General features: G+C 73.8%; 17 protein-coding genes and 1 pseudogene. 11 read left to right on the top strand and 7 right to left on the bottom strand.

Annotated elements, in window-relative coordinates:
- The first annotated feature begins 47 nt into the window (after positions 1-47).
- From ACFYML_RS16620 to ilvA, 4 genes are read left to right on the top strand one after another with little or no spacing between them, the layout of a single operon-like run.
- A complete protein-coding gene (locus tag ACFYML_RS16620; RefSeq protein ID WP_387421432.1) occupies positions 48-1,190 on the top strand; it encodes a cystathionine gamma-synthase in 1,143 nt (380 codons plus the stop codon).
- A gap of 16 nt (positions 1,191-1,206) precedes the next feature.
- Positions 1,207-2,619, top strand: coding sequence for an amidase (locus ACFYML_RS16625; RefSeq protein ID WP_387421434.1), 1,413 nt, complete (start codon positions 1,207-1,209; stop codon positions 2,617-2,619).
- Positions 2,620-2,662: 43 nt separating this feature from the next.
- A complete protein-coding gene (locus ACFYML_RS16630; RefSeq protein WP_387421435.1) occupies positions 2,663-3,565 on the top strand; it encodes a DUF4328 domain-containing protein in 903 nt (300 codons plus the stop codon).
- Between the two features lie 58 nt (positions 3,566-3,623).
- Positions 3,624-4,844 carry a threonine ammonia-lyase gene (gene ilvA, locus ACFYML_RS16635; protein WP_387421436.1) on the top strand — a complete coding sequence of 407 codons (1,221 nt, stop codon included), beginning with the start codon at positions 3,624-3,626 and terminating at the stop codon, positions 4,842-4,844.
- Positions 4,845-5,022: 178 nt separating this feature from the next.
- Here the strand turns inward: ilvA and greA are convergent, their stop codons facing one another.
- Positions 5,023-5,523 (bottom strand): transcription elongation factor GreA, encoded by a 501-nt coding sequence (gene greA, locus ACFYML_RS16640; protein ID WP_387421437.1) that lies wholly within the window; start codon positions 5,521-5,523, stop codon positions 5,023-5,025.
- 142 nt (positions 5,524-5,665) lie between these two features.
- On the bottom strand, positions 5,666-6,100 hold the full coding sequence (locus tag ACFYML_RS16645; RefSeq protein ID WP_387421438.1) for a DUF4307 domain-containing protein: 435 nt from the start codon (positions 6,098-6,100) through the stop codon (positions 5,666-5,668).
- 206 nt (positions 6,101-6,306) lie between these two features.
- On the opposite strand from ACFYML_RS16645, the gene mca reads away from it, so the two are divergent.
- From mca to purE, 6 genes are all read left to right on the top strand, one after another.
- Positions 6,307-7,188 carry a mycothiol conjugate amidase Mca gene (gene mca, locus ACFYML_RS16650; protein WP_357445311.1) on the top strand — a complete coding sequence of 294 codons (882 nt, stop codon included), beginning with the start codon at positions 6,307-6,309 and terminating at the stop codon, positions 7,186-7,188.
- Between the two features lie 48 nt (positions 7,189-7,236).
- Positions 7,237-7,530 (top strand): hypothetical protein, encoded by a 294-nt coding sequence (locus ACFYML_RS16655; protein ID WP_073832857.1) that lies wholly within the window; start codon positions 7,237-7,239, stop codon positions 7,528-7,530.
- A 215-nt stretch (positions 7,531-7,745) separates the two neighbouring features.
- Positions 7,746-10,241, top strand: coding sequence for a putative bifunctional diguanylate cyclase/phosphodiesterase (locus tag ACFYML_RS16660; RefSeq protein ID WP_387421527.1), 2,496 nt, complete (start codon positions 7,746-7,748; stop codon positions 10,239-10,241).
- Positions 10,242-10,318: 77 nt separating this feature from the next.
- A complete protein-coding gene (locus tag ACFYML_RS16665) occupies positions 10,319-12,358 on the top strand; it encodes a thioredoxin domain-containing protein (protein WP_387421439.1) in 2,040 nt (679 codons plus the stop codon).
- A 181-nt stretch (positions 12,359-12,539) separates the two neighbouring features.
- On the top strand, positions 12,540-13,700 hold the full coding sequence (locus ACFYML_RS16670; protein WP_387421440.1) for a 5-(carboxyamino)imidazole ribonucleotide synthase: 1,161 nt from the start codon (positions 12,540-12,542) through the stop codon (positions 13,698-13,700).
- Positions 13,697-14,188, top strand: a complete 492-nt coding sequence (purE, locus tag ACFYML_RS16675; protein ID WP_387421441.1) for a 5-(carboxyamino)imidazole ribonucleotide mutase — start codon at positions 13,697-13,699, stop codon at positions 14,186-14,188. The genes ACFYML_RS16670 and purE overlap by 4 nt, the downstream gene beginning before the upstream one ends.
- 85 nt (positions 14,189-14,273) lie before the next feature.
- On the opposite strand, the gene ACFYML_RS16680 is transcribed toward purE, so the two are convergent.
- The 4 genes and pseudogenes from ACFYML_RS16680 to ACFYML_RS16695 form a co-directional block, all read right to left on the bottom strand.
- Positions 14,274-19,175 (bottom strand): SCO7613 C-terminal domain-containing membrane protein, encoded by a 4,902-nt coding sequence (locus tag ACFYML_RS16680; RefSeq protein ID WP_387421442.1) that lies wholly within the window; start codon positions 19,173-19,175, stop codon positions 14,274-14,276.
- A gap of 7 nt (positions 19,176-19,182) precedes the next feature.
- Entirely contained in the window at positions 19,183-20,559 is a 1,377-nt protein-coding gene (gene tnpB, locus ACFYML_RS16685; RefSeq protein ID WP_387421443.1) for an IS607 family element RNA-guided endonuclease TnpB, read from the bottom strand.
- Positions 20,556-20,737 (bottom strand): annotated as a pseudogene (locus ACFYML_RS16690) (IS607 family transposase); the annotation flags it as partial. The pseudogene ACFYML_RS16690 and the gene tnpB, both read right to left, overlap by 4 nt.
- A gap of 337 nt (positions 20,738-21,074) precedes the next feature.
- The gene (locus tag ACFYML_RS16695) at positions 21,075-22,502 is read right to left on the bottom strand and encodes a UDP-glucose dehydrogenase family protein (protein WP_387421444.1); all 1,428 of its coding nucleotides are present in this window, start codon (positions 22,500-22,502) and stop codon (positions 21,075-21,077) included.
- A 244-nt stretch (positions 22,503-22,746) separates the two neighbouring features.
- On the opposite strand from ACFYML_RS16695, the gene ACFYML_RS16700 reads away from it, so the two are divergent.
- A complete protein-coding gene (locus tag ACFYML_RS16700; RefSeq protein ID WP_387421445.1) occupies positions 22,747-23,907 on the top strand; it encodes an acyl-CoA dehydrogenase family protein in 1,161 nt (386 codons plus the stop codon).
- Between the two features lie 117 nt (positions 23,908-24,024).
- On the opposite strand, the gene ACFYML_RS16705 is transcribed toward ACFYML_RS16700, so the two are convergent.
- Positions 24,025-24,675, bottom strand: coding sequence for a hypothetical protein (locus ACFYML_RS16705; protein WP_387421446.1), 651 nt, complete (start codon positions 24,673-24,675; stop codon positions 24,025-24,027).
- Positions 24,676-24,685 lie beyond the last annotated feature (10 nt).

Raw genomic sequence — 24,685 nt, forward strand, 5'->3', positions numbered from 1 at the left:
GCGGGGTTCCACGCACTGGGACGGGGCGGCGGACTAACGTCTCGGGAATGAGTCACGGCTTCGAGACGCTCGCCATCCATGCCGGCCAGGACCCGGAGGCCCGCACCGGCGCGGTGATCCCACCGATCTACCAGACCAGTACCTACGCCCAGGACGCCGTCGGCGCGCCCCGGCAGGGTTACGAATACAGCCGATCCGGTAACCCCACCCGGGACGCGCTCCAGGAGTGCCTGGCCGCGCTGGAGGGCGGGCCGGTCGGGCTCGCGTTCGCCAGCGGCCTGGCCGCCGAGGACACCCTGCTGCGCACCGTGTGCAAGCCGGGCGACCACGTGGTGATCCCGGACGACGCCTACGGCGGCACGTACCGGCTCTTCGCCCGCGTCGCCGAGCGCTGGGGGCTGGCCTACACCCCGGCGAAGGTCTCCGACCCGGACGCCGTGCGGGCCGCCATCCGCCCCGGCGCTACGAAGATCGTCTGGGTGGAGACGCCGACCAACCCGCTGCTCGGCATCGCCGACATCGCCGCCCTGGCCGCCGTCGCGCACGACGCGGAGGCGCTGCTGGTGGTCGACAACACCTTCGCGTCGCCATACCTCCAGCAGCCGATCGCGCACGGCGCCGACGTGGTGGTCCACTCCACCACCAAGTACATCGGGGGACACTCCGACGTGGTCGGTGGCGCGCTGGTCGTCGCCGACACCGGGCTCGGCGACGAGCTGCGCTACCACCAGAACGCGATGGGCGCGGTCAACGGGCCGTTCGACGCCTGGCTCACCCTGCGCGGGATCAAGACCCTCGGGGTACGGATGGACCGGCACTGCGACAACGCCGAGCGGATCGCGGCCTACCTGGACGGTCACGCGAAGGTCGGTGAGGTCCTCTACCCGGGTCTGCCCGCGCACCCCGGCCACGAGGTGGCCGCCAAGCAGATGCGCCGGTTCGGCGGCATGATCTCCTTCCGCGCCGCGGGCGGGGAGGAGCACGCCGTGGCGATCTGCAACCGGGCCAAGCTCTTCGTGCTCGCCGAGTCGCTCGGCGGCGTCGAGTCCCTGATCGAACACCCCGGACGGATGACACACGCAAGCGCTGCCGGCTCGCCGCTTGAAGTTCCCGGCGATCTCGTGCGACTGTCTGTCGGCATCGAGACGGTCGACGACCTGCTCGCCGATCTGGAGCAGGCACTGGGCTGACCGCTGGCTGGGGAGGATGGCCGTGCCGGACATCATGCCGACGACCTGGGTGGGGGCGACCGCCAAGCAGATCGCCCGGGGCGTACGCCGGGGTGACGTCTCCGCCACCCAGGTCGTGGCCGACCACCTGGATCACATCGCCCGCGCCGACGCCCACCTCGCCGCGTTCCGCACGGTGCGTGGCGGGGAGGCGATCACCGAGGCGGAGAAGGTCGACGAGCAGGAGGACCTGGCCAACCTCCCGCTGGCCGGGGTGCCGGTCGCGGTCAAGGAGAACACCCCGGTCGCCGGTCTGCCGACCTGGAACGGCTCGGCCGCCGCGCGTACCCCGGTGGCGGAGGCCGACCACGAGGTGGTCCGGCGGCTGCGCGGCGCCGGCGCGGTGATCCTCGGGGTGACCCGGATGCCGGAACTCGGCCTCTGGGCGCTCACCGACGACGAGACGGCGGTGACCCGCAACCCGTGGGACCTGCGGCGCACCCCCGGTGGTTCGTCCGGCGGCGCCGCCGCCGCGGTCGCCGCCGGCCTGGTGCCGATGGCGCACGGCAACGACGGCCTCGGCTCGATCCGCATCCCGGCCGCGTGCTGCGGCCTCGTCGGGCTCAAGCCCGGCCGGGGCGTGATCCCTTACCAGCTCGGCGCGGACGACTGGTTCGGTCTCGCCGAGCACGGCATGCTGGCCACCACGGTCGCCGACGCGGCGGTCGCCTTCTCCGTGCTGGCCGGCCGCCGCCCCGACAAGCTGGTGCCGCCGCAGCGGCTGCGGGTGGGCGTGTCGCTGCGTTCGCCGGTCCGTGGCGTCTCGCCGGACGCGCCCAACCGGGACGCGGTGGCCGCCGCCGGCCGGCTGCTCGCCGCCGCCGGGCACGACGCCGTCCCTGCCGAGCCGGTCTACCCGACCGCGCTCGGCCTCAAGGGTCTCGCCACCTGGTTCGCCGCGGCCGCCGCCGACGCCCAGGCCGCCGGGCTCCAGCGGGGCGGGCTCCAGCGGCGCAGCCGCCGGCACATCGCGTTGGGCGAGTGGGCGCAGCGCCGGGGGTACGTCCGCGAGGCGGACCGGGCGGCCTGGCGCGAACGTTCGGTGAACTTCTTCGCCGACCACTCGATCGACCTGCTGCTCACCCCGGCGCTGGCCGGCCCCCCGCCGACGGCCGACGGCTGGTCCGGCCGGTCCTGGCTGGCCAACATGAAGGCCAACATCCGGTACGCCCCGTACGCCGGCCCGTGGAACATGGCCGGGCTGCCGGCGATCGTGGTGCCGGTCGGCCGCCGCCCGGACGGCCTGCCGGTCGCCGTGCAGTTCGTCGGCCCGCCCGGCTCGGAGCTGCTGCTGCTCGGCGTGGCCGGCCAGTTCGAGATGCAGGCGCCGTGGCAGCGGCACGCCCCCGACTACCCCCGGATCGGCACGGGGTCGCCGGCCCACGCTTGATCGTCTAGCGTGTGCGCACCCACGCACCCCTGGACGGTCATCCATGCGCTGCCACACCTGCGGGGACGAGACGTCTCCCACCGACAACGAGTGTCAGAACTGCCACACCCCGCACGGCCAGCCCGCCCTCACCCCGGGCGTATCGACGTACTCGGTGCGGGGCATCGGCCTGGCGGCCTCGATCGCGGTCGGTGCGACCGCGCTGCTCTATCTGGTGGTGGCGCTCTTTCCGCTGGTCGGTGCCGTGCTGGCCGGGCGCGCGAGGGAGAGCCAGGACCCGGACGTGCTGCTCGGCGCGGTGCTGGTCGAGGTGGTGCTCTCGCTGCCGTTCCTGCTGGCGTACGTGACCGCCGCCGTGCTGGTGATCGTCTGGACCTGGCGGGCCCGGAAGAACCTGGACGCCTTCCCGGGCGCGCTGCCCCACCTCGGCGCCGGCTGGGCGATCGCCGGCTGGCTGGTGCCGTTCGCCAACTTCGTGGTGCCTGCCCGGGTGGTAGCCAACCTCGCCCGGGACAGCCTCTGGAAGCGGTTCACCCCGGGGCTGGTCTTCGTCTGGTGGGGGGCGTGGCTGGCCTTCAGCCTGGGGGAGCGCTTCGTCAGCCGGCGCGACGACCAGGCGTACGCCCGCCTGCCCGAGGAGGCCGCCTCGGACCCCGAGTTCCAGCGGTACGTCGACTACTACCAGGGGGTGCTCGGGTGGCACCTGGTCCCGCTGGTCGCCTGCCTGGTCGCCGCGGTGTCGCTGATCGTGCTGATCCGGCGGATCTCTAGCGCCCAGGAGCAGCGGATCGCCCTCGGCCGGCCGGCCTGGCCCGCCCACCCCGGCTGGCCGGCGTCCGGCGCGCCGCAGGGCTACCCCTACCCGGCGCAGCCCGTCACCGGGCCGCCGCCGCAGGGCGATGCCTACCCGGCGCAGCCGGTCACCGGGCCGCCGCCGCAGGGGTGACCGATTCGACGGTGGCGTCGCCGCAGGTGCCGCCGGGGGCGGGTGGCACGATCGGGGCATGACGGAACTGGTCGGTCTCGCCGACGTACGGGCCGCGCGGGAGCTGCTCGCCGGCGTCACCCGCACCACCCCGCTGGAGCCCTCCCGGCCGCTCAGCGCGGCGTTGGGCGGGCCGGCGTGGCTGAAGTGCGAGAACGTGCAACGTGCCGGGTCGTACAAGGTGCGCGGGGCGTACGTGCGGATCTCAAGGCTCTCGGCGGAGGAGCGGGCCCGCGGCGTGGTCGCGGCGAGCGCCGGCAACCACGCGCAGGGGGTGGCGCTCGCCGCCGGCCTGGTCGGCACCCACGCCACCGTCTTCATGCCGGTGAACGCGCCGCTGCCGAAGGTGGCCGCCACCAAGGGGTACGGCGCCACGGTCGAGCTGGTCGGCAACACGGTGGACGAGTCGCTGGTGGCGGCGCAGACCTTCGCCGAGCGGACCGGAGCGGTGTTCATCCACCCGTTCGACCACCCGGACGTCATCGCCGGTCAGGGCACGGTGGCGCTGGAGGTCCTCGAACAGTGCCCGGACGTGAAAACCATCGTGACCGGGGTGGGCGGCGGCGGTCTGATCTCCGGGATGGCGGTGGCGGCCAAGGCGCTGCGCCCCGACGTACGGGTGATCGGGGTCCAGGCGGCCACCGCCGCGGCCTTCCCGCCCTCGCTCAAGGCCGGCGAGCCGGTCCGCCTGTCGTCGTTCTCCACGATCGCCGACGGCATCGCGGTCGGCCGTCCCGGCGAGCTGACCTTCACCCACGTCCGCAAGCTGGTCGACGACATCGTCACCGTCTCCGAGGAGGACATCTCCCGGGCCCTGCTGATGCTGCTGGAACGCGGCAAGCAGGTTGTGGAGCCGGCCGGCGCGGTCGGGGTGGCCGCGCTGCTGGCCGGGATCGTCCAGGTGGAGGCGCCGGTGGTGGCGGTGCTCTCCGGCGGCAACATCGACCCGCTGCTCATGCTCCGGGTGATCGAGCACGGCCTGGCCGCGGCCGGCCGCTACCTGCGGTTCACCGTGCGCTGCACGGACCGTCCGGGTCAGCTCGCCTCGCTGCTGCACGAGATCGCCGAGCACCGGGCCAACGTGGTCGACGTGGAACACCAGCGGGCCAACCCGCACCTGCGCCTCGGCGAGGTGGAGGTGGCGCTGTCGGTGGAGACCCGCGGCGTGGAGCACTCCGACACGCTGATCAGCGCCCTGCGGGCCAGCGGTTACCAGGTGGTGTTCGCCGGCGAGTCGTGATCGCGTCGCGGGCCCGCGAATGCGCGACCGGCCCGGCCCGATGATCTGGTCCGGGGCCCGCGAATGCGAAACCGCCCCGGCCGGTAGGCCGGGGCGGTCGGGTGTGGCTCGGGTCCGAGGAGCCTGTCAGCCTCGGTCGGGTCGGACCCGAGCCATCCGGCGCGGGTCCGGTTGGCTGCTAGCCGGAGAACGGCTCGAACTTGACGACCGTCACCTTGATGTCGGCGCCGCTGGGCGCCGTGTAGGTGCAGGTCTGGCCCGCCTTGCCGCCCAGGATCGCCTTGCCGAGCGCGGACTCGGGGCTGTAGACGGTCAGGTCGGTGGTGGAGGCGATCTCCCGGGAGCCGAGCAGGAAGGTCTCCGTGTCGTCGGCGTCGTCGTCGAAGTAGATGGTGACGACCATGCCGGGCGATACCGCGTCGGCGGTCGGCGCCTCGCCGACCTTGGCGGTGCGGAGCAGCTCCTTCAGGTAGAGGATGCGGCCCTCGGCCTTGCCCTGCTCTTCGCGGGCGGCGTGGTAGCCACCGTTCTCCCGCAGGTCGCCCTCCTCCCGCCGGGCGTTGATCTCGGCGGCGATGACCGGCCGGTTGGCGATCAGCTCGTCGAGCTCGCCCTGCAGGCGGTCGTACGCGTCCTGGGACAGCCAGGTGGCGGGCGCCTCGTTGCCATTGGTGGACACAGGCGGTCTCCTCGGTAGTGCGGACTGGCTGACAGGTGAACTATCAAGTTACCAGTGCCGGACTGATCGGGGTGTCGCCGATCACCACGGGTGCCGGTGACGGGACCCCTGGTGAGGTGTTCGAGCAGGTGGGGCGGTCGGCTCAGGCGGCCGGCCGGCAGCGCACGACCTCGCCGATGAACGGGCGGGCGGTGGTGGCCACCTCGTGCCGGGCGGTGACGTGCCGCTCACCGGGGCCGGCGGTCACGGTGGCCTCGGCGCGGCCCACCTCGGCACCGTCGTGCGTGCGGGCCCGCAGCACGCAGATCGCGGAGCCGCCCGGGGGCACGGTGACCCGGAAGTCGACCACCACCCGCGAGTCGGTGATCCCGGTGTAAGTGATCACCTGGGCCCGGTACTCGGGGTCGCCGTACTGGGTGTAGAGCTTGGTGGCGACCAGCCCCAGCGCCGCCAGCAGGACGGCCGCCGACAGCGCCAGCAGGAGCGGACGGCGGCGCCCCGGCTCCCGGCGACGGCCGTACCGGCCGGGCGGGAAGACCGGCGCACCCGGTGCGATTGTGGCGTGCGTCTCGCTCACCGGCGGGTATCTCCTGGCGTTGTTGTCGTGGGCATCGGCAAGAATGGCAGAGTCCATCTTCCCAGCCCGGGCATTACCAAGGATGGCAGGTCGGCGGCGCCGACCGGCCGGCACGGGGTTTCCGCGGGCCCGGGGGGAGATTCCGGCAGGTCAGCCGGTCGGCCCGGGCGGGCCTGGCCGGCCGGCACAGACGAGGAGCGCCGAAGGTGGCAGAGCAACTGCGTCTCATGGCGGTGCACGCCCATCCCGACGACGAGTCGAGCAAGGGCGCCGCGACCATGGCGAAATACGTCGCCGAGGGGGTGGATGTCCTGGTCGTGACCTGCACCGGCGGCGAGCGGGGCAGCGTGCTCAACCCCAAGATGGACCGGCCGGACGTCTGGGCCAACATCGGCGAGATCCGCCGCGCCGAGATGGACGCGGCCCGGGCGATCCTCGGCGTCGAGCAGGCCTGGCTCGGCTTCGTCGACTCCGGGCTGCCCGAGGGTGATCCGCTGCCGCCGCTGCCCGAGGGCTGCTTCGGCCTCCAGGACGTCGACGTGGCCGCCGCGCCGCTGGTGCGGCTGATGCGCCAGTTCCGTCCGCACGTCGTCACCACGTACGACGAGGAGGGCGGCTACCCGCACCCCGACCACATCATGACCCACAAGGTGACCGTCGCTGCGTTCGAGGCGGCCGGTGACCCGGAGCGCCACCCGGAGTTGGGTGAGCCGTGGCAGCCGCTGAAGCTCTACTACGACATCGGCTTCTCCAAGGGCAAGATCATGGCCCTGCACGAGGCGATGCTCGCCGCCGGGCTCGAGTCGCCGTACGAGGAGTGGCTCAAGCGCTGGGAGGACCGTCCCGACAAGGGGCCGCGGATCACCACCCGGGTGGAGTGCGCCGAATACTTCCCGGTCCGCGACGACGCCCTGCGCGCCCACGCCACCCAGATCGATCCGGACGGCTTCTGGTTCCACGTGCCGATGGAGCTCCAGCGGCGCGCCTGGCCCACCGAGGACTTCCAGCTCGCCCGCTCGCTGGTGGACAGCCCGCTGCCCGAGTCCGACCTGTTCGCCGGGGTCCGCGAGACGTGCGATGCCCACTGATCTGTCAGGGGGCTACGCTGGTCGGCAACCGCACATCGGAGGAACACCATGCTGACCACCGCCCAGGTGCTCGCGGAGAACAACTTCGGTGACACCCGTACCGGTGGCCTGGCCGGTCCGATGGGCCTCTTCCTCATCGTGCTGCTGGCCATCGTCACCATCCTGCTGATCCGCAACATGAACGCCCGGCTGCGCCGGCTGCCCGACCGCTTCCCGCAGCAGGCCGGTCCGGCCGAGCGGGACCGGGTCGACTCGACAGTCGCCGATCCGACAGACGGGATCGCCGCCCAGGATTCACCCACGAACGCTCCCAACGGCTCCGAGCAGCGCCGGAACGGGTAGCAAGCACGTGAATCACGTCGAAGCCGGTGCTCGCCCCCTGTTGCGACCACCGGCTTTGGCTTAGCCTTCCGCCGGGGGGACCGAAAGGCCCCAGCCGTGCGCGGAAGGGGGGCGCCGATGTCCGTGGCAGCAGTGGCCGCCAGCCGTGCCCTCGGACCGCCGGCGGACGGGGTGGGCCCGTGACCTCCGGCAGCGACGGTCACCCTCCGGATCGGCTGGGCCTGCGAGGCACTCCGCCCGGGGTGCTCCTGCTGACCGGTGCCGTGGCGCTCACCGCCCTGCTGGCCGCCGTGCTCGGCCTCACCGTGCCCGCGTCCCTCCCGCCGGGCAACCCGCTGCCGGCGCTCGCAGGGTTCGGCATCGCGGTGGCCGCGTTCGCCGTGGCGCAGCTCGCCCGCCTGCGGTTCCGTACCGCCGCCGGAATGGTCAGCATCACCTGGGGCGAGGCGGCCCTCATCGTCTGTCTCTACCTCGTACCGGCCGGGTGGCTGCCGGCCGCGGCCCTGCTCGGCACCGGGGCCGCCTGGACCGCGATGTCCCTGCTCGCCGACCGTCGGCCGGCGCTGGAACTGGTCCGGATCGCCGGCTCGCTGACCGCCGCCACCGCGCTCGCCGCGGCGGTGGCCAGCGCACTCGGCCAGCCCCTGCTCGCCCCGCCTACCCCCGAGCTCGCCCTCGCGCTGATCGCCGGCTCGGTCACCTACCTGCTCACCACCGCGTGGTTCGGCGGGGCCACCCTCGCGCTGCGGCACGGAGTGCCGATCGGGCCGCCGTTGCTCGCGGCGCTCCGGGGCAAGCTGCTCATGTTCGTCGGCAACGTGGCCGTCGGCCTGGTGGTGGTCGCGCTGCTGGAGATCGACGCCCGCTGGCTGCTGCTCCTGCCCCCGCCGCTCTGGCTGCTCCAGCAGACCTACCGCCACCGGCTGCGGGCCGACCAGGAACGGCGCACCTGGCGGGCGTTCGCCGAGGCCACCGCCGCGCTCAACCAGCTCGACGAGCGGGGTGTGGCGACCGCCGCCGTGACCGGGGCGCTCACCCTCTTCGGTGCCGAACTGGTCGAGGTGGACGTCGCGCGGGGCGACGGCCGGTGGCGGCGCTACCGGGCGGACACCGGCGGCCAGGTACGCGACCGCGAGGTGCAGCCCTCGGCGCGTACCGAGTCGAGCGACCACGAGCTGATCCGGCCGCTGACCGTGGGCAGTGCGGCGGTGGGTCAGTTGCGGGTCCACTTTCCCCGGTCGGCCCCGCCCAGCGCGCGGGAGCGGGACGCCGTCGCCGCGTTCGGCGACGCCCTGGCCGCCGCCCTGCACGACGCGGCGACCCACCGCGAGCTGCGGCTGGTCACCGCCCGTTCGTCGTACGAGGCGGTGCACGACCAGCTCACCGGGCTGCTCAACCGGGCCGCCATGCTCACCAAGGGAGACCAGGCGCTGCGGCAGCTCGCCCACGACCACCCGGTGGCGCTGCTGCTGCTCGACGTCAACCAGTTCAAGGAGGTCAACGACACGCTCGGGCACGCGGCCGGGGACCAGCTGCTGCGGCTGACCGCGAACCGGCTGGCCGCCCTGGCCCGCCCCGGTGACCTGCTCGGCCGGCTCGGCGGCGACGAGTTCGCCCTGCTGCTGACCGAGGTGCCGGTGGTCGACGACCGGGCCGCTCCGCTGGCGTACGCGCTGCGTCAGGCCCGGGAGATCGCCGAGCGGATCGCCGCACCGACCGAGGTGGCGGGCGTACGCATGTCCGTCGAGGTGGCCGTCGGGGTGGTGGTCGCCGACGCGGGCACCGCGGACCTGACCGAGCTGCTGCGTCGGGCCGACATCGCCATGTACCAGGCGAAGGAGGGCGGCGGCAGCGTCGCCGCGTACGACAGCTCCCGGGACGCGGCGAGCACCGACCACCTGGCGCTCCTCGCCGAGCTGCGGGAGGCCCTGGAGGCCGACGACCAGTTGGTGCTGGCGTTGCAGCCGGCGGTCGACCTGGCGACGGGTGCCCCGACCGGGGTGGAGGCGTTGATCCGCTGGCGGCACCCGCGGCGGGGCTGGCTCGGGCCGGCCGACTTCATCCGCCCGGTGGAGAACAGCGAGCAGCTCGGCAGCTTCACCCGGTACGTGCTGGACAAGGCGCTGGGGGTGGCGGCCGAGTGGGCCCGCGCCGGGCTGGACGTGCCGATCTCGGTCAACCTGTCGGCGCGCAGCCTGCTCGACCCGCGGCTGCCGGCGGAGATCGGCGAGGCGTTGCGCCGGCACCAGGTACCGCCGCACCGGCTGGTCCTGGAGATCACCGAGACGGTGGTGATGAGCGAGCTGGAGGTCATCGACGAGGTGCTCGCCACCCTGCGGTCGATGGGGGTGCAGCTCGCCGTCGACGACTTCGGCACCGGGTTCTCCTCGTTGACCTTCCTCACCCGGATCGCCGTCGACGAGCTGAAGGTCGACCGCTCCTTCGTGATCCGGATGGCCGACTCGCCGGAGGCGGCGGCGATCGTCCGGACCACCGTCGGGCTCGCCCACGAGCTGGGCCTGCGGGTGGTTGCCGAGGGGGTGGAAACGGCCGAGCAGCGGACCGCCCTGGCCGAGCTGGGCTGCACCGCCGCCCAGGGCTACCACTTCTTCAAGCCGATGCCGGCCGAGAAGATCGGGGCGGTGCTCGGCTCGCTGCTCGACACCGCCCGCGGCAACGTCTTCCCGCTGCGCGCCGACGGCGCCTCCTGAGGGCTCGCCGGCTGTCCACCGGCGGCACCTCGGGCGCGCGGTCCGCGCCGCCGGGGCGCGCTCGATATGGTCGTCGGGTGAACCGACTCGCCAACGCCACGTCGCCGTACCTGCTCCAGCACGCCGACAACCCGGTCGACTGGTGGCCCTGGTGCGACGAGGCGTTCGCCGAGGCGAAGCGGCGGGACGTCCCGGTGATCATCTCGGTCGGGTACGCGGCCTGCCACTGGTGCCATGTCATGGCGCACGAGTCGTTCGAGAACGAGGCGGTCGCCCGGCTCATGAACGAGGACTTCGTCTCGATCAAGGTGGACCGGGAGGAACGTCCCGACGTCGACGCCGTCTACATGACCGCCACGCAGGCGATGACCGGCCAGGGCGGCTGGCCCATGACGGTCTTCGCCGCCCCGGACGGCACGCCGTTCTTCTGCGGCACCTACTTCCCGCGGCCGAACTTCATCCGCCTCCTCGGCTCCGTCGCCGCCGCTTGGCGGGACCAGCGGGAGGACGTCCTGCGCCAGGGCGCCGCCGTGGTGGAGGCGATCGGTGGAGCCCAGGCCGTGGGTGGCCTGACCGCCCCGCTCACCGCCGAGCTGCTGGACGCCGCCGCGGACCAGCTCGCCGGGGAGTACGACGAGACGAACGGCGGGTTCGGCGGGGCGCCCAAGTTCCCGCCGCACATGAACCTGCTCTTCCTGCTCCGGCACCACCAGCGCACCGGCTCGGCCCGGAGCCTGGAGATCGTCCGGCACACCGCCGAGGCGATGGCCCGGGGCGGCATCTACGACCAGCTCGCCGGCGGCTTCGCCCGCTACTCGGTGGACGGCCACTGGACCGTGCCGCACTTCGAGAAGATGCTCTACGACAACGCCCTCCTGCTGCGGTGCTACACCCAGCTCTGGCGGCTCACCGGCGACCCGCTGGCCCGCCGGGTGGCCCGGGACACCGCGCGGTTCCTCGCCGACGAACTGCACCGACCCGGCGAGGGCTTCGCCTCCGCGCTGGACGCGGACACCCAGGGCGTGGAGGGCCTCACCTATGTGTGGACCCCGGCCCAACTGGTCGAGGTGCTGGGGGAGGAGGACGGCCGCTGGGCCGCCGACCTGTTCGGGGTGACCGAGTCCGGGACCTTCGAACACGGCACCAGCGTGCTGCGGCTGGCCCGGGACGTGGACGCCGCCGACCCGGAGATCCAGGCCTGCTGGCAGAACGTGGTGGCGCGGCTGCTCGCCGCCCGCGACACCCGGCCCCAGCCGGCCAGGGACGACAAGGTGGTGGCCGCCTGGAACGGGCTGGCGATCACCGCGATCGCCGAGTTCCAGCAGGTCGCCGCGCTCTACGCGTCCCCCGAGGACGAGGACGCGAACCTGATGGAGGGCGTCACCATCGTGTCCGACGGCGCGATGCGCGACGCGGCCGAACACCTGGCGACCGTGCACGTCGTGGACGGCCGGCTGCGCCGGGTGTCGCGGGACAAGGTCGTCGGTGAGCCGGCCGGTGTGCTGGAGGACTACGGCTGCGTGGCCGAGGCGTTCTGCGCGATGCACCAGCTCACCGGCGAGGGGCGCTGGCTGGCGCTGGCCGGCCAGCTCCTCGACGTGGCGCTGGCCCGGTTCGCCGCCCCGGACGGTGGCTTCTACGACACCGCCGACGACGCGGAGCGGCTGGTCACCCGGCCGGCCGACCCCACCGACAACGCCACCCCGTCCGGCCGGTCGGCGATCGTCGCGGCGCTGGTCGCGTACGCGGCGTTGAGCGGTGAGACCCGGTACCGGGAAGCCGCCGAGGCCACCCTGTCGACGGTCGCGCCGATCGTCGGCCGGCACGCCCGGTTCACCGGGTACGCGGCCACCGTCGGCGAGGCGCTGCTGTCCGGGCCGTACGAGATCGCGGTGGTGACCGACGACCCGGCGGGCGACCCGCTGGTGGCCGCCGCCTGCCGGCACGCCCCGCCCGGGGCTGTGGTGGTGGCCGGTCGGACCGACCAGCCGGGGGTGCCGCTGCTGGCCGAGCGGCCGGCGCTGGATGGGCGCTCCACCGCGTACGTCTGCCGACGGTTCGTCTGTGACCGGCCGGTCACCTCGGTCGACGACCTGGTCGCCCAACTCGCCGGCTGACTCACCCCGGCGGCCGGCCCGGTTCGTCGCGGGGCCGCCGTCGCCAACGCGCTGAGCTCGTCGACTCCAACGTGACGATGGGGTGGCGTCCGGGATCAACCGGGCACCACCGCGCCGATGAGGCGGCACGGGCCGCCCTCGGGGGCGGCTCGGGTGCCCGCCCGGATAGGCTGGCGGCGCTATGGATTCCCGTACCGGACTGCCTGTCGTCGGCATGGTGGGCGGTGGCCAGCTGGCCCGGATGACCCACCAGGCCGCCATCGCCCTCGGCCAGTCGCTGCACGTGCTGGCCCTCGCCCCGGACGACGGTGCGGCCCTGGTCGCGGCCGACGTCCAGTACGGCGACCACACCGACCTCGCCGCCCTGCGGACGTTCGCCAAGGGTTGCGACGTGGTCACCTTCGACCACGAGCACGTGCCCACCGGGCACATCCGCACCCTCGCCGAGGAGGGGGTGAAGCTCTTCCCGCCGGCCGAGGCGCTGGTGCACGCGCAGGACAAACGGGTGATGCGCGAGCGGCTCGGCGAGCTGGGCGCGCCGAACCCGGCCTGGCGCCCGGTCGAGGAGCCCGCCGACCTGATCGCCTTCGGCGAGGCCACCGGCTGGCCGGTGGTGCTGAAGGCGGCCCGCGGCGGTTACGACGGCCGGGGCGTCTGGCTGGTGGACGATGCCGCCCAGGCCGCCGAGTTGGCCGCGACCCTGCTCGCCGGGGGCACCCGGCTGATCGTGGAGGAGCGGGTCGCGCTGCGCCGGGAGTTGGCGGTGCAGGTGGCCCGCTCGCCGTTCGGGCAGGTCGCCGTCTACCCGGTGGTGGAGACCGTGCAGCGGGACGGGATCTGCGTCGAGGTGCTCGCCCCGGCGCCCGACCTGCCCGAGGAGTTGGCGGTCGCCGCCCAGCAGTTGGCCATCGACCTGGCCACCGCGCTCGGCGTGGTCGGCCTGCTCGCCGTGGAGCTGTTCGAGACGCCCGCCGGCCTGGTGGTGAACGAGCTGGCCATGCGCCCGCACAACTCCGGGCACTGGACCATCGAGGGGGCCCGGACCTCCCAGTTCGAGCAGCACCTGCGCGCCGTGCTCGACTACCCGATGGGGGACACCTCGCTCACCGCGCCGGTCGTCGTGATGGCGAACGTGCTCGGCGGCGAGCCGGGCGGGATGCCCATCGACGAGCGGCTGCACCACCTCTTCGCCGCCGAGCCCGGGGCCAAGGTCCACCTGTACGGCAAGCAGGTCCGGCCCGGCCGCAAGATCGGGCACGTCACCGTGCTGGGGAACGACCTGGACGACGTACGGGCCCGGGCCGCGCGAGCCGCCCGCTGGCTGCGGGAGGGGAAGCAGTGAGCACCGTCGGGCTGATCATGGGCAGCGACTCGGACTGGCCGACCATGGAGGCCGCCGCCGAGGCGCTCGCCGAGTTCGAGGTGCCGTACGAGGTCGGCGTGGTGTCGGCGCACCGCACCCCGGCCAAGATGATCGAGTACGGCCGGACCGCCGCCGACCGGGGGCTCAAGGTGATCATCGCCGGGGCCGGCGGGGCCGCTCACCTGCCCGGCATGGTCGCCTCGGTCACGCCGCTGCCGGTGATCGGCGTGCCGGTTCCCCTCAAGTACCTCGACGGGATGGACTCGTTGCTGTCCATCGTGCAGATGCCGGCCGGCGTGCCGGTCGCCACGGTGTCGATCGGCAACGCGCGAAACGCCGGGTTGCTCGCCGTGCGGATCCTGGCCGCGTCGGACCCGGTGCTGCGCGAGCGGATGGCCGCGTACCAGGCGAGCCTGGAGGAGTTGGTCGCCGAGAAGGAGGCGAACCTCCGCGCCTCGCTCGCCTGATCGGCGGTGCCGGGCCCCCGCACCAGGCCCGCGCGGGCCTGGCGCGCTGAGCCTGCCCCCGACCATGGGCGCCGGTCCCTCCGATTCATCGCATGCCGCGCAGGGCGGTCTGCAGCCGCTCCTGGGCCCGGCGGCGGCGCTCGTTGCTCGCGCCGAGCACCAGCAGGAGGATGCCGACCGGGATCAGCACCAGCCACGGGCCGAGGCTGATCAACGCGTGCACCGCGGTCACCGCGGTCACCGTGGCACCCACGATCACCGGCGCCTGCTGCCGGCTGGTCGACCCGAAGATCAGCACCGCCACGGCGCCGAGCAGCAGCAGGACCTGCCGCAGCATGCTGGTGTCGGTGGCCAGCACGATCGCCAGGGTCGGGAGGAACGCGGCGACCAGCGCCGGCCCGTACGCCACCCAGCTCGACAGGTCGGGTCGGTGGCGCAGTTCCAGCACCCCGACTAGCAGGGCGAGCAGGGCGAACGGCAGGGTGTACGCCTCGGGCAGCGCCACGTCGGCCACCCGCATGAGGATCCACCAGGCGGTGATCTCGCAGGCGACCACCGACCAGAACAGGATCCGCCGCTCCACCGGCCGGCGGCCCGGACGTCCGGCCGCCACCCCGAGGACGGCACCCCAGGCGGCCAGCAGCGCGGCGATGTGCCGAGGCGAGTCGTACGCCAGCGCCAGCGCGATGAGCGCGGCCGCGTACCCGCTCCACTCCACCGTGGCCGACTCCCGGTACGCCTCGGGACGGCGCAGCCGGGGCAGGGTGGCGGCGAAGACCTGGAGCGCCGCCCCGACCGCCAGCACCCCGAACGCCGACCAGACCGCCGCGAGCCCGGCGACCAGGCCGAGGGTGAGCACGAACAGCTCGGCCATCAGTGAGGCGAACAGCCAGCCGAGGATGCGGGCCCGCTGGGTGGTGCCGAAGAGCGCGGCGACCACGCCCACGCCGACCGCCCCGCCCAGCGTGAACAGGGTCAGCTCCCGGGTGGCGAGGCTGCCGGCCAGCCCGGCGCCCCCGGCGGCCAGGCCGATCGCGAACACCAGCACCCGGGCGATCCGCAGCGAGCGGGCCGGCTCGACCAGCGGCGGGGGTGGGGTCAGCGCCAGGCCGAGCATGGCGATGGTGAAGACCGCCAATCCGGCCAGCGCGGTCTGCGGCCAGCCCTGGCCGAGCGCCACCGGCGTGATCAGCAGGGTGACCGCCGCGCCGGGCAGCACCACCGGCACGGCCCGGGAGCGGCGGCCGCCGCTGAACCCGGTGGCGGCCAGCGCCGCCGTCGCGGTGAGCAGCAGGGCGGTCAGCACGTGCCTCGGGTCCACCGCCGATGCGGGCGGGGTGAGCAGTTCGGGCGGCGCCCCCTGCCAGATCCGTGGCAGCACCCGGAACGGCTCGACCAGGGCCACCAGCAGCGGCGGCGCCAGGGTCACCAGGGCCAGCGCGGTGGGCGGCACCGCCGCCGCGAGGGCCCCGGCGGCGGGGCTCACCCGCCAGCGCAGCTCGGTGCCGTCGTCGGGCAGCCGGCGTATCGCCCCGTCCAGCAGTACCGACCAGCGGCGTACCGGCCGGGCGGACCCGACCGGCGGGGTGGTGGCGGCGCGGACCAGTTCGGCGAGCACGCCGAGCAGCGCCGCCGCGGCGGCGTACACGCCGGAGGGCAGGCGGGTGACCACGGCGGCCACCGCGCTGATCGTCGCAGCGCCCACCACCGCCACGCTCACGTACGGCAGGTATTGCGGGATCTGCCGGCGGGCCGCCGCCACGGCGGCCAGGCCGATGCTGGACGCGGCCAGCGCGGCGGTGAGCACCACCTGCGGGGGGCGGTCGAACTCGGCGGCCAGGGCGGCCACCGCCCCGGGCAGGGCGAGCAGGGCGGCGCCCGCCGCCGCGCCGCCCACCTGCACCAGGTGCGGCGGCATCCCCTCGGTGCGGACGTCCTCGACGAGCGACGGCGCGAGCACCCGGGCCAGGATGGCCACCACCACACCGATCAGCACGATGCTGCCGAGCGCCAGCGCGGTGGTCCACGGGCGGACCAGGCCGGCGCCGGCGGCGTGCAGGGCGACCACCCCCGCCACGGTGGCCCGGGACAGCGCGGCCCGGGGGTCCAGCGAGGCCACCGCCGCCATCCCGAAGACCGTCGCGACCATGGCGCCCACCAGCACCGGCGACCACCAGGGCAGATTGAACGCGGCCGGGGCACCGATAGTGGCGAGCACGACGGCCGCCCCGGCGACGTCGTACTTCCAGGGCGGCGGCAGCAGGATGCCGGCGGCGACCGCCAGCAGCGCCAGCGCGACGGGCGCCTGGCCGGCCGAGCCGCCCGTCGGCGCGGCCGGCCAGCCGCTCAGGTCGCCGGCCCAGATCGGGCCGGGCGTGGCCAGCACCCCGACCCCGCCGCGCAGCGCGCTCCAGCCGGCGATCAGACCGATCAGCGTGCCACCGACCGCGATGCCGAGGACCGGCCCGCGCCGCCACTCCTCGGGCATGGCCCGGGCGGCGACGGCGACCACCAGCACCAGTGCGGCCGCCACCACCAGCTGACCGCCGGGCGCGAGCACGGCGGCGATCCGGACCAGGGTGGCGATCAGCGCCGCCGTGGTGGCCGCCAGGGCCAGGTCCGACCCGTCCAGGGTCAGGTCGGAGCGGCGGCCGGCGTCGATCCGGGGGGCCAGTGCCAGCAGCGCGGCGGCGAGCAGCAGGAGCCCGCCGACCCAGGCGTCGGCGGTGGTGGCGCCGGGTGCCCCGAACCCGGCGGCGGCGACCGCCACCGCGCCCAGCACGGTGCCGATCGCGTGCGGCGCACTCAGGTGCCGCTGCGCGACCTGGACGAGGGCGGCGTAGCCGAGGCTGACACAGACGCCGAGGAAGCTCGCCGCCAGGATCGGGACGGTCACCTCGCGCAGGCTCGCCGGGGTGGGCGCCGGGCCGGCCGGCACAGTGGCGGCGACGAACGCGGCCACCGCCCCCGGCAGCGCGAACGCCGCCCCGCCGGCCGCCCAGCCGCAGACCGTGTCCGCCGCGGCCGGGGCGATCCGGACCCGGGGAGCCAGCGACACCAGCGCGCCGGCCAGGCAGAGGGTGGTCAGCGCGGCGGCGGTGAGCGCCGGCCGGGCGAGCGCGGCACCGGCGCCGATCACGCCCAGCGCGGCGGCGGTGACGGCGTGCACCACGGCCGAGCGCTCGGAGCGGGCGGCCAGCCCCAGGACGCCGATGCCCACCGCGGTCAGCACCATCGGCCAGCAGGCGGCCGCCCAGCCCAGCCCGAGGGAGGCGGGTACGGCGAGGGCGGTCAGCGCCGCCCCGACCACCGCGAAGTCACGCCGGATCTCCGGCGGCAGGGCGACCACCGCGGCGACCGTGAGCAGCAGGGCGCTTGCGGCGAGCTGCCAGCCGGTCGGCCCGACCGCCGCTGCCAGCTCGGCGTGCCACTGACTCAGGTCCGCCGACCAGGCGGGCAGCGCCGCGCGTAGGGGCGCCAGCCCGGCGCGTAGCGCGCCCCCGGCCACCACCAGGCCGCTGACGGTCAGCGCCACCGCCGAGGCGAGCTGCGGGCCGCGCCGGGCCTGTTCCGGTACGCCGCGGACGGCGAACCCGGTCAGCGCGATCACCGCGGCGATGAGCAGTAGCGACCGGCCGGGGTAGGCGACCGAGGCGACCCGACCCAGTGCGCCGATCACCGCGAGGGTGACGATGCCCGCGCCCAGGTCCGGCAACGGCGGCCGGCGCAGCACGAGCGTTCCGGCCAGCCCGACCAGCGCGGCGAACAGCAGCACGGCGCCCGCGCCGGCGGCCACCGGTACGGTGGCGGCCCGCAGCAGCGCGGTGACCGCGTACGCCAAGGCGACGGCGACCGCCCCGCCGTGCAGCAGCCAGGTCAGCTCCCGCAGCCAGGGCACCGGGCGGGCCGGCGTGGCGGCGCCCTCGTCGGCCGGCTCCGCGCCGAGCACCTCGGCCGACTCCTCCGGGTCCGTCTCCGGGCGGTCGTCGGCACTGCGCTGGCGGGGCGGGGTGGGCGCCGGCGCCGGCGCCGGGGCGGGCAGGTCCCGCCGGACCGGCCGTTCGAGGACCACCGCCGAGCGGGCCAGCGCGAGGTCGACGACGGCCACCACGGCCAGCACCAGGGCCCAGCCGGCCGGCCCGGTGATCCGCTCGTACGCCAGCAGCGGCAGCACCGGTTGGGCGGCCAGGACGGTGGCGAAGCGGGGCGCGCGCAGGCCGGTCCAGTGCGCGTACCCGAACGCGATCAGGGTGGTGACCAGGAAGATCGACCCGGCGAAGGTCGAGCCGGAGGTGCCGCCGATCCGGTCGACGGCCCAGAGTGCGTACCCGGCCAGCGGCAGCAGCAGCAGGCCGACCGAGGCGATCGTCTCGGCGGTGGAGGTGAGCCCTCGGCGGGCCAGCACCGGCGGGGCGAGCAGCATCAGCACCGTCGCCACCAGCAGCACGCCGAGCCGGGCCAGCGCGTCCAGCGAGCTGGTGGCGACCGCGGCGAAGACCACCGCGGCGACGCCGAGGAGCAGCGCGCCGAGCCCGAGGGGGATGTTCTGCACCTCCCGGGAGGACGCCTCCGGCGGATGCTCGGGATTGTCCATGTCGAGCCAGTGCGGTCTGGCCCGGGGCGGAAGGTCGTCCGGGCCGGGCGGCGGGGTGCCCTGGCGGGGCACCCGGGGCGGGGCGCCCGTGGTGGCGGTGGGCGGGCGGCGGCCGGGCCGGCGGCGCAGCACCCGGCGGGGCCGGGTGGACTGCCGGACCCGTTCCTCGCCGGCGTGCGCGAGGATGTCCCGCTGGAAGAGGGCGGCCTGCAGCTTGGCGGCGATCTGCCGCTGTTCGCGGGCGATCTCGGCGTCGCGGGCCTTCATCTCCGCGATCGAGCGTTCGATGTCGGCCAGATGCTCGGCCCACTGTGGCTGGTCCGCGCCGCAGTGCGGGCAGACCACGGCCGGCTTGATCTCCCGTCCGCACGAGGCGCACCTGAAGGACTGCACGACACCGTTACCTTTCAGCTCTGGTGAGCATGTGAATGGCAGTCCCGCCTTGCGGTGGGACGGTCCCGGTCTTACCCGCCTGGGCGGCGCCGGGTTGACGCTTCACGGCCACCGGCCCGCTGGGGCGGGTCTTATGGTCGGCTCCACGTCCTGCCACCGGGCCACTCCCGGCGGTTGTGGCCGCACGCGCGATCGCGGCGAGGTTGCGTGCGGCGTTCAGATCTCGGTCGAGGACCAGGCCGCAGGAGGTGCAGGTGCGCTCGGAGAGGGTCAGTTTGGCTTTCACCGTGCCGCAGGCCGAGCAGGTCTTGCTGGAGGGATACCAGCGGTCGGCCACGATCAGCCGGCCGCCGTTCCATGTGGTCTTGTATGTCATCTGCCGGCGGATTTCACCGAACCCGGCGTCAGCGATACGCCGCGCGAGCCGTTTGTTGCGCAACATGCCGGCCACGTTGAGGTCTTCGACCACGATGGTGCCGCACTCGCGGGCTAGGCGGGTGGTGAGTTTGTGCAGGCCGTCGCGGCGCAGATTCGCCACCCGTGCATGCGCCCGGGCCACCTGCCGCCTTGCACGTTCCCACCGCTTCGAGGGCCGCTGCCCGGCACGCCGATCCGGGCCGACGCGCCGGGACAGGCGTCGGGCGAGGCGGCACATCCGCTTGGCTGCGTCCTCGAGGTGACGCGGGTTGGGCACGAGCTTGCCGGTGGACAGCACCGCGAGGTGCGTGATCCCGACGTCCACGCCGACCACTGCCTGCGGTCGCATCGGTGTGCGCTCGGCCCGGTCAACCTCAACGGTGAACGCGACATGCCACCGTCCGCCGTCACGGCGCACCGTCGCGGACAGGATCCGGGCCGTGCCTGCCTCCAGACGGCGGGCAAGTTTGCGGGCGGACTCGTGAAGCTTCAGCCGACCCAGCCGGGGCAGGACCACGTGCTTGCGGTCCGGCCCCACCCGGATCGCACCCGTGGTGAACCGCACGGACGGTGTCGACCGGCGGCGGGACTTGAATCGTGGAAAACCCACCCGCCGCCCCGCGCGTTTCCCGGCACGCGAGTCGGACCAGTTCTTCAAGCCGCGGGCCAGGGCGTCGAGGCCGGTGTTGAAAGCCTCCTTGGAACACTGCGGCCACCACGGCGCCACGTCCCGTTTGGCCGCGTTCCACGCCTTCCGCAACGCCGGCAGACTCCAGCCTACAGTCGGGGTGAGCAACTCGTCAGGCACGCCGTAGGTGCGTTCCGCGGAGCGCTGGTCCATGACCGCCTTCACCCTGGCAAGGGCCCAGTTGTACGCCACTCGCGCCGCACCGGCGTGGGCAAGCACCGCACGTTCCTGCACCGGGGTCAGATCCAGCGCGTACCGGTACGCCTGCACCACCCTCATACGGTGCCGCCCTCGCCGATGGCGGCGTCGATCGCGCGGCGGGAACGGTTCGCTGGCACGCGGCGGCCGTACAGTCGGGCGCACAGCGAGGTCAGGATCTCGGTCACGTCCCGCACCAGATCCTCATCAACCTCGCGTCGACCACGAGCAGGCGGCGACACTGCGCGGCGAACGCAGACAACGGTTTACCCACCATGACGAGCCGACCTGGCTGGCAGGTGGAACGGGCAGCGTCTCATCCGGTACCGCCGCCACGCGAGAACAGACACAATGCCCCGCGACGACGCCGATCCCCTCACGCCCACGTGAGCACCATAGGTATCAGAGAGCGCCGATGATCCTCGACACGCCATCAACTGACTACCCTCCGTCCGGGCCGGCCCGCACTGTAGACCTCCACTGTCGCAGCATGCCTTGACCGGGCGCGGATTTCGACGTTGGCGGCGGTTCCCGACAGCAAAAGAAGCGGCCGGCCGTGGCGGAGTGCCACGACCGGCCGCTGCCGTCGCCAGGGGTCAGGGGCGACCCATGCCGCGGTATTCCCAGCCCGCCTGCGTCCACAGTGTGGAGTCGAGGCAGTTGCGACCGTCGACCACCTTGCGGCCGTTGACCAGCTCGCCCAGGGCGACCGGGTCGGCGTTGCGGAACTCGGCCCACTCGGTGAGCACGCAGACCAGGTCGGCGTCGCGCACGGCCTCGGTCATGCTCGCCTCGTAGGTCAGCTCGGGTACCGCCCGGCGCGCGTTCTCGATGCCCTGCGGGTCGAACACGTGCACATCGGCGCCGGCCTTGCCGAGCAGCGAGGCGACCGCCAGCGCCGGGGCGTCCCGGACGTCGTCGGTGTTCGGCTTGAAGGTGGCGCCGAGCACCGCGATCCGGGTGCCGGAGAGGTCCGGGCCGGCCGGTCCCGACCGGCGGCCGAGCAGCTCGGCGGCGAGCTGGACCACCCGGGTCCGCCGGCGCAGGTTGATCAGGTCGACCTCGTGCAGGAAGCGCAGCGCCTCCCCGGCGCCGAGCTCCTGGGCGCGGGCCTGGAAGGCCCGGATGTCCTTGGGCAGGCAGGCGCCGCCGAAGCCGAGTCCGGCCTGGAGGAACCGGTTGCCGATGCGGGGGTCGTACCCGATCGAGCGGGCCAGCTGGGTGACGTCGCCGCCGGCGGCCTCGCAGACCTCGGCCATCGCGTTGATGAAGGAGATCTTGGTGGCGAGGAAGGCGTTCGCGGCGACCTTGACCAGCTCGGCGGTGGCGAAGTCGGTGACCACCAGCGGCACCTCGCGGTCCTCGGTGGCGGCCAGGTCGAAGACGCCCTTGTGGGCGGCGTAGAGCATCCCGTTGGCCCACTCGCTCTTGACGCCGACCACGATCCGGTTGGGCCGCAGCACGTCGTCGACGGCGAAGCCCTCCTGGAGGAACTCGGGGCTCCACGCCACCTCGACGCCCAGGTCGGCCGGGGTGTGCTTGCCGACCAGCTGCTCCACCCACTCGGCGGTGCCCACCGGGACGGTGGACTTGCCGACGATCAGCGCCTTGCGGGTCAGGTGCTGGGCGAGGCTGGTCACCGACGCCTCGACGTACGACAGGTCGGCGCCCATGCCGTCGGCCCGCTGCGGGGTGCCGACGCAGATGAAGTGCACGTCGCCGAAGTCGGCGGTCTCCTGGATGTCGGTGCTGAACCGGAGCCGGCCGGCGGCCAGGTTGCGCCGGAGCAGCTCGTCCAGGCCGGGCTCGTGGATCGGGACCTCGCCGGCGTTCAGCTTGGCGATCTTGTCGGTGTCGACGTCGAAGCCGAGCACCTCGTAGCCGAGCTCGGCGTAACAGATGGCGTACGTCGCACCGAGGTAGCCGGTGCCGAGGAAGGTCACCCGGGGTCGGGCGGCACCCGAGGGTGGGGTCACCGCGGCGATGGCCGGCACCGGCTGGGTGTTCGGGTAGGGGATCGTCACGCCTGTATCTCCGCTCGCACTGGCGGCGCTTCCTTGCGTCGCATTCTGCCTCGGCGCCTGGCCGGGCACCGGTGGGGGACTTCCTGTCGTTCTGTGGTCGTCGCTCGGCTTCGACGCCCATCATGCACGAGCCTACGCGGCGGTAAGGAGCCCCGAATCCTCGGTCGCTATCCTTCACTCTGTGCGGTCGGCGGCACTCAAAGCGCTCGGACTGCGCATTTTAGCGGTGAAGGGGAGGGGCCACATGGCCGCGGAACAGTCGTTCGACGTCTACCGATTGCCGGAGGAGCACGAGGCGATCCGGGAGGCGGTGCGGGAGGTCTGTGCGGCGAAGGTGGCCCCGCAGGCCGCCGAGGCGGATGAGACGGGTGAGTTCCCCAAGGCGTCGTACGACGCGCTGCGGGCGGCCGACTTCCACGCCCCGCACATCCCCGTCGAGTACGGCGGCGCCGGCGCGGACGCGCTGGCCACGGCCATCGTGATCGAGGAGGTGGCCCGTGCCTGCGCCGCGTCCTCGCTGATCCCGGCGGTGAACAAGCTGGGCACCATGCCGCTGATCCTGGCCGGCTCCGAGGAGCTCAAGCGGAAGTACCTGACCCCGGTCGCGGCCGGCGACGCGATGTTCTCGTACTGCCTCTCGGAGCCGGAGGCGGGCAGCGACGCCGCCTCGATGATTACCAAGGCGGTCCGGGACGGCGACCACTGGGTGCTCAACGGCGTGAAGCGGTGGATCACCAACGCCGGGGTCTCCGAGTACTACACCGTCTTCGCTGTGACGGATCCCACAGCACGGTCGAAGGGCATCTCCGCGTTCGTGGTGGAGAAGTCCGACCCCGGGGTCAGCTTCGGCGCGCCGGAGAAGAAGCTCGGCATCAAGGGCTCGCCCACCCGTGAGGTCTACTTCGACAGCGTGCGGATCCCGGCGGACCGCATGATCGGCGCGGCGGGCACCGGCTTCGCCACCGCGATGCGGACCCTGGACCACACGCGGGTCACCATCGCGGCTCAGGCGGTCGGCATCGCCCAAGGCGCGCTGGACTACGCCAAGGGGTACGTCCAGGAGCGCAAGCAGTTCGGCAAGCCCGTCGCCGACTTCCAGGGCATCCAGTTCATGCTCGCCGACATGGGCATGAAGCTGGAGGCCGCCCGGCAGCTCACCTACGCCGCCGCCGGCAAGTCCGAGCGGGGTGACGCGGACCTCACCTACTTCGGCGCCGCCGCGAAGTGCTTCGCCTCCGACGCCGCCATGGAGATCACCACCGACGCCGTGCAGCTGCTCGGCGGGTACGGCTACACCCGCGACTATCCCGTCGAGCGGATGATGCGGGATGCCAAGATCACCCAGATCTACGAGGGCACCAACCAGGTGCAGCGCATCGTCATGGCTCGCCAGCTGATGAAGTAGGCGTTGACCTGCGGAAACCCCGTCTCCCGTTTGCGGGAGGCGGGGTTCGCTGTCTTCCAGGAGGTCACCGCGCGGTGATCGGGCGGGCGGGCCGGGACCCCGGCCCGCCCGCGGTGCTCAACGGGTCTCGGTGGTGCCCTCCGGTCGGCCGGTCGCCCGCGGCGGCGCGGACCACGGCGACTCGCCGGCGGTGCGGCGGGGCAGGGGCTCGGTGGGGGTGGCGTCGGGGTAACCCAGCGTCAGCGGGGCGGTGTCCGTCGTGTCGGCCGGGGGCCAGCTGAACGACTGGGTCTGCTCGATCGGCTTGTCGGCCGGGGTCAGCTCCGCCTCGGCCGCCGGCCGCCCGGGCCACTGCCGCCAGCGCTGCCCGCTGAGCACGGCCATCAGCAGCAGCATGCCGATCAGGAACAGCGTGCCGTTCTCCACCGGCTGACGCAGTGGCAGCGGGTCCCCGAGCATCTTCCAGCCCTCGGGGATCCAGTCCCGGACGGTGAATGGCGAGACGAACAGCCCGAGGTACGGGATGACCAGCAGCAGCCCGGCCACGAGCGGACCGAGCGGCGAGAAGCGCAGCGTGCCGAGCAGGCCGAGCAGGATGCCGGCGACCCCGAGATACACGGCCGGCTCGATCAGGTTGGGCGTGCTGTAGGTGCCGATCTCCACCCAGCGGTGCACGGTGCCTGCAGACCCGTCCTGACCGAGGGTGACGAGCACCCAGGTGACGGGCGCCACCACCAACCCGGCGAGGAAGCTCCAGAGATGTCGCATCCGCGCACCG

This window comes from Micromonospora sp. NPDC007230 (assembly GCF_042869115.1).
Lineage (GTDB): Bacteria > Actinomycetota > Actinomycetes > Mycobacteriales > Micromonosporaceae > Micromonospora.

Coding starts and splice junctions, on each gene's coding strand:
- ACFYML_RS16620 (WP_387421432.1), top strand. CDS start 48: ATGAGTCACGGCTTCGAGACGCTCGCCATCCATGCCGGCCAGGACCCG.
- ACFYML_RS16625 (WP_387421434.1), top strand. CDS start 1,207: ATGGCCGTGCCGGACATCATGCCGACGACCTGGGTGGGGGCGACCGCC.
- ACFYML_RS16630 (WP_387421435.1), top strand. CDS start 2,663: ATGCGCTGCCACACCTGCGGGGACGAGACGTCTCCCACCGACAACGAG.
- ilvA (WP_387421436.1), top strand. CDS start 3,624: ATGACGGAACTGGTCGGTCTCGCCGACGTACGGGCCGCGCGGGAGCTG.
- ACFYML_RS16655 (WP_073832857.1), top strand. CDS start 7,237: ATGCTGACCACCGCCCAGGTGCTCGCGGAGAACAACTTCGGTGACACC.
- ACFYML_RS16670 (WP_387421440.1), top strand. CDS start 12,540: ATGGATTCCCGTACCGGACTGCCTGTCGTCGGCATGGTGGGCGGTGGC.
- tnpB (WP_387421443.1), bottom strand. CDS start 20,559: ATGAGGGTGGTGCAGGCGTACCGGTACGCGCTGGATCTGACCCCGGTG.
- ACFYML_RS16700 (WP_387421445.1), top strand. CDS start 22,747: ATGGCCGCGGAACAGTCGTTCGACGTCTACCGATTGCCGGAGGAGCAC.
- ACFYML_RS16705 (WP_387421446.1), bottom strand. CDS start 24,675: ATGCGACATCTCTGGAGCTTCCTCGCCGGGTTGGTGGTGGCGCCCGTC.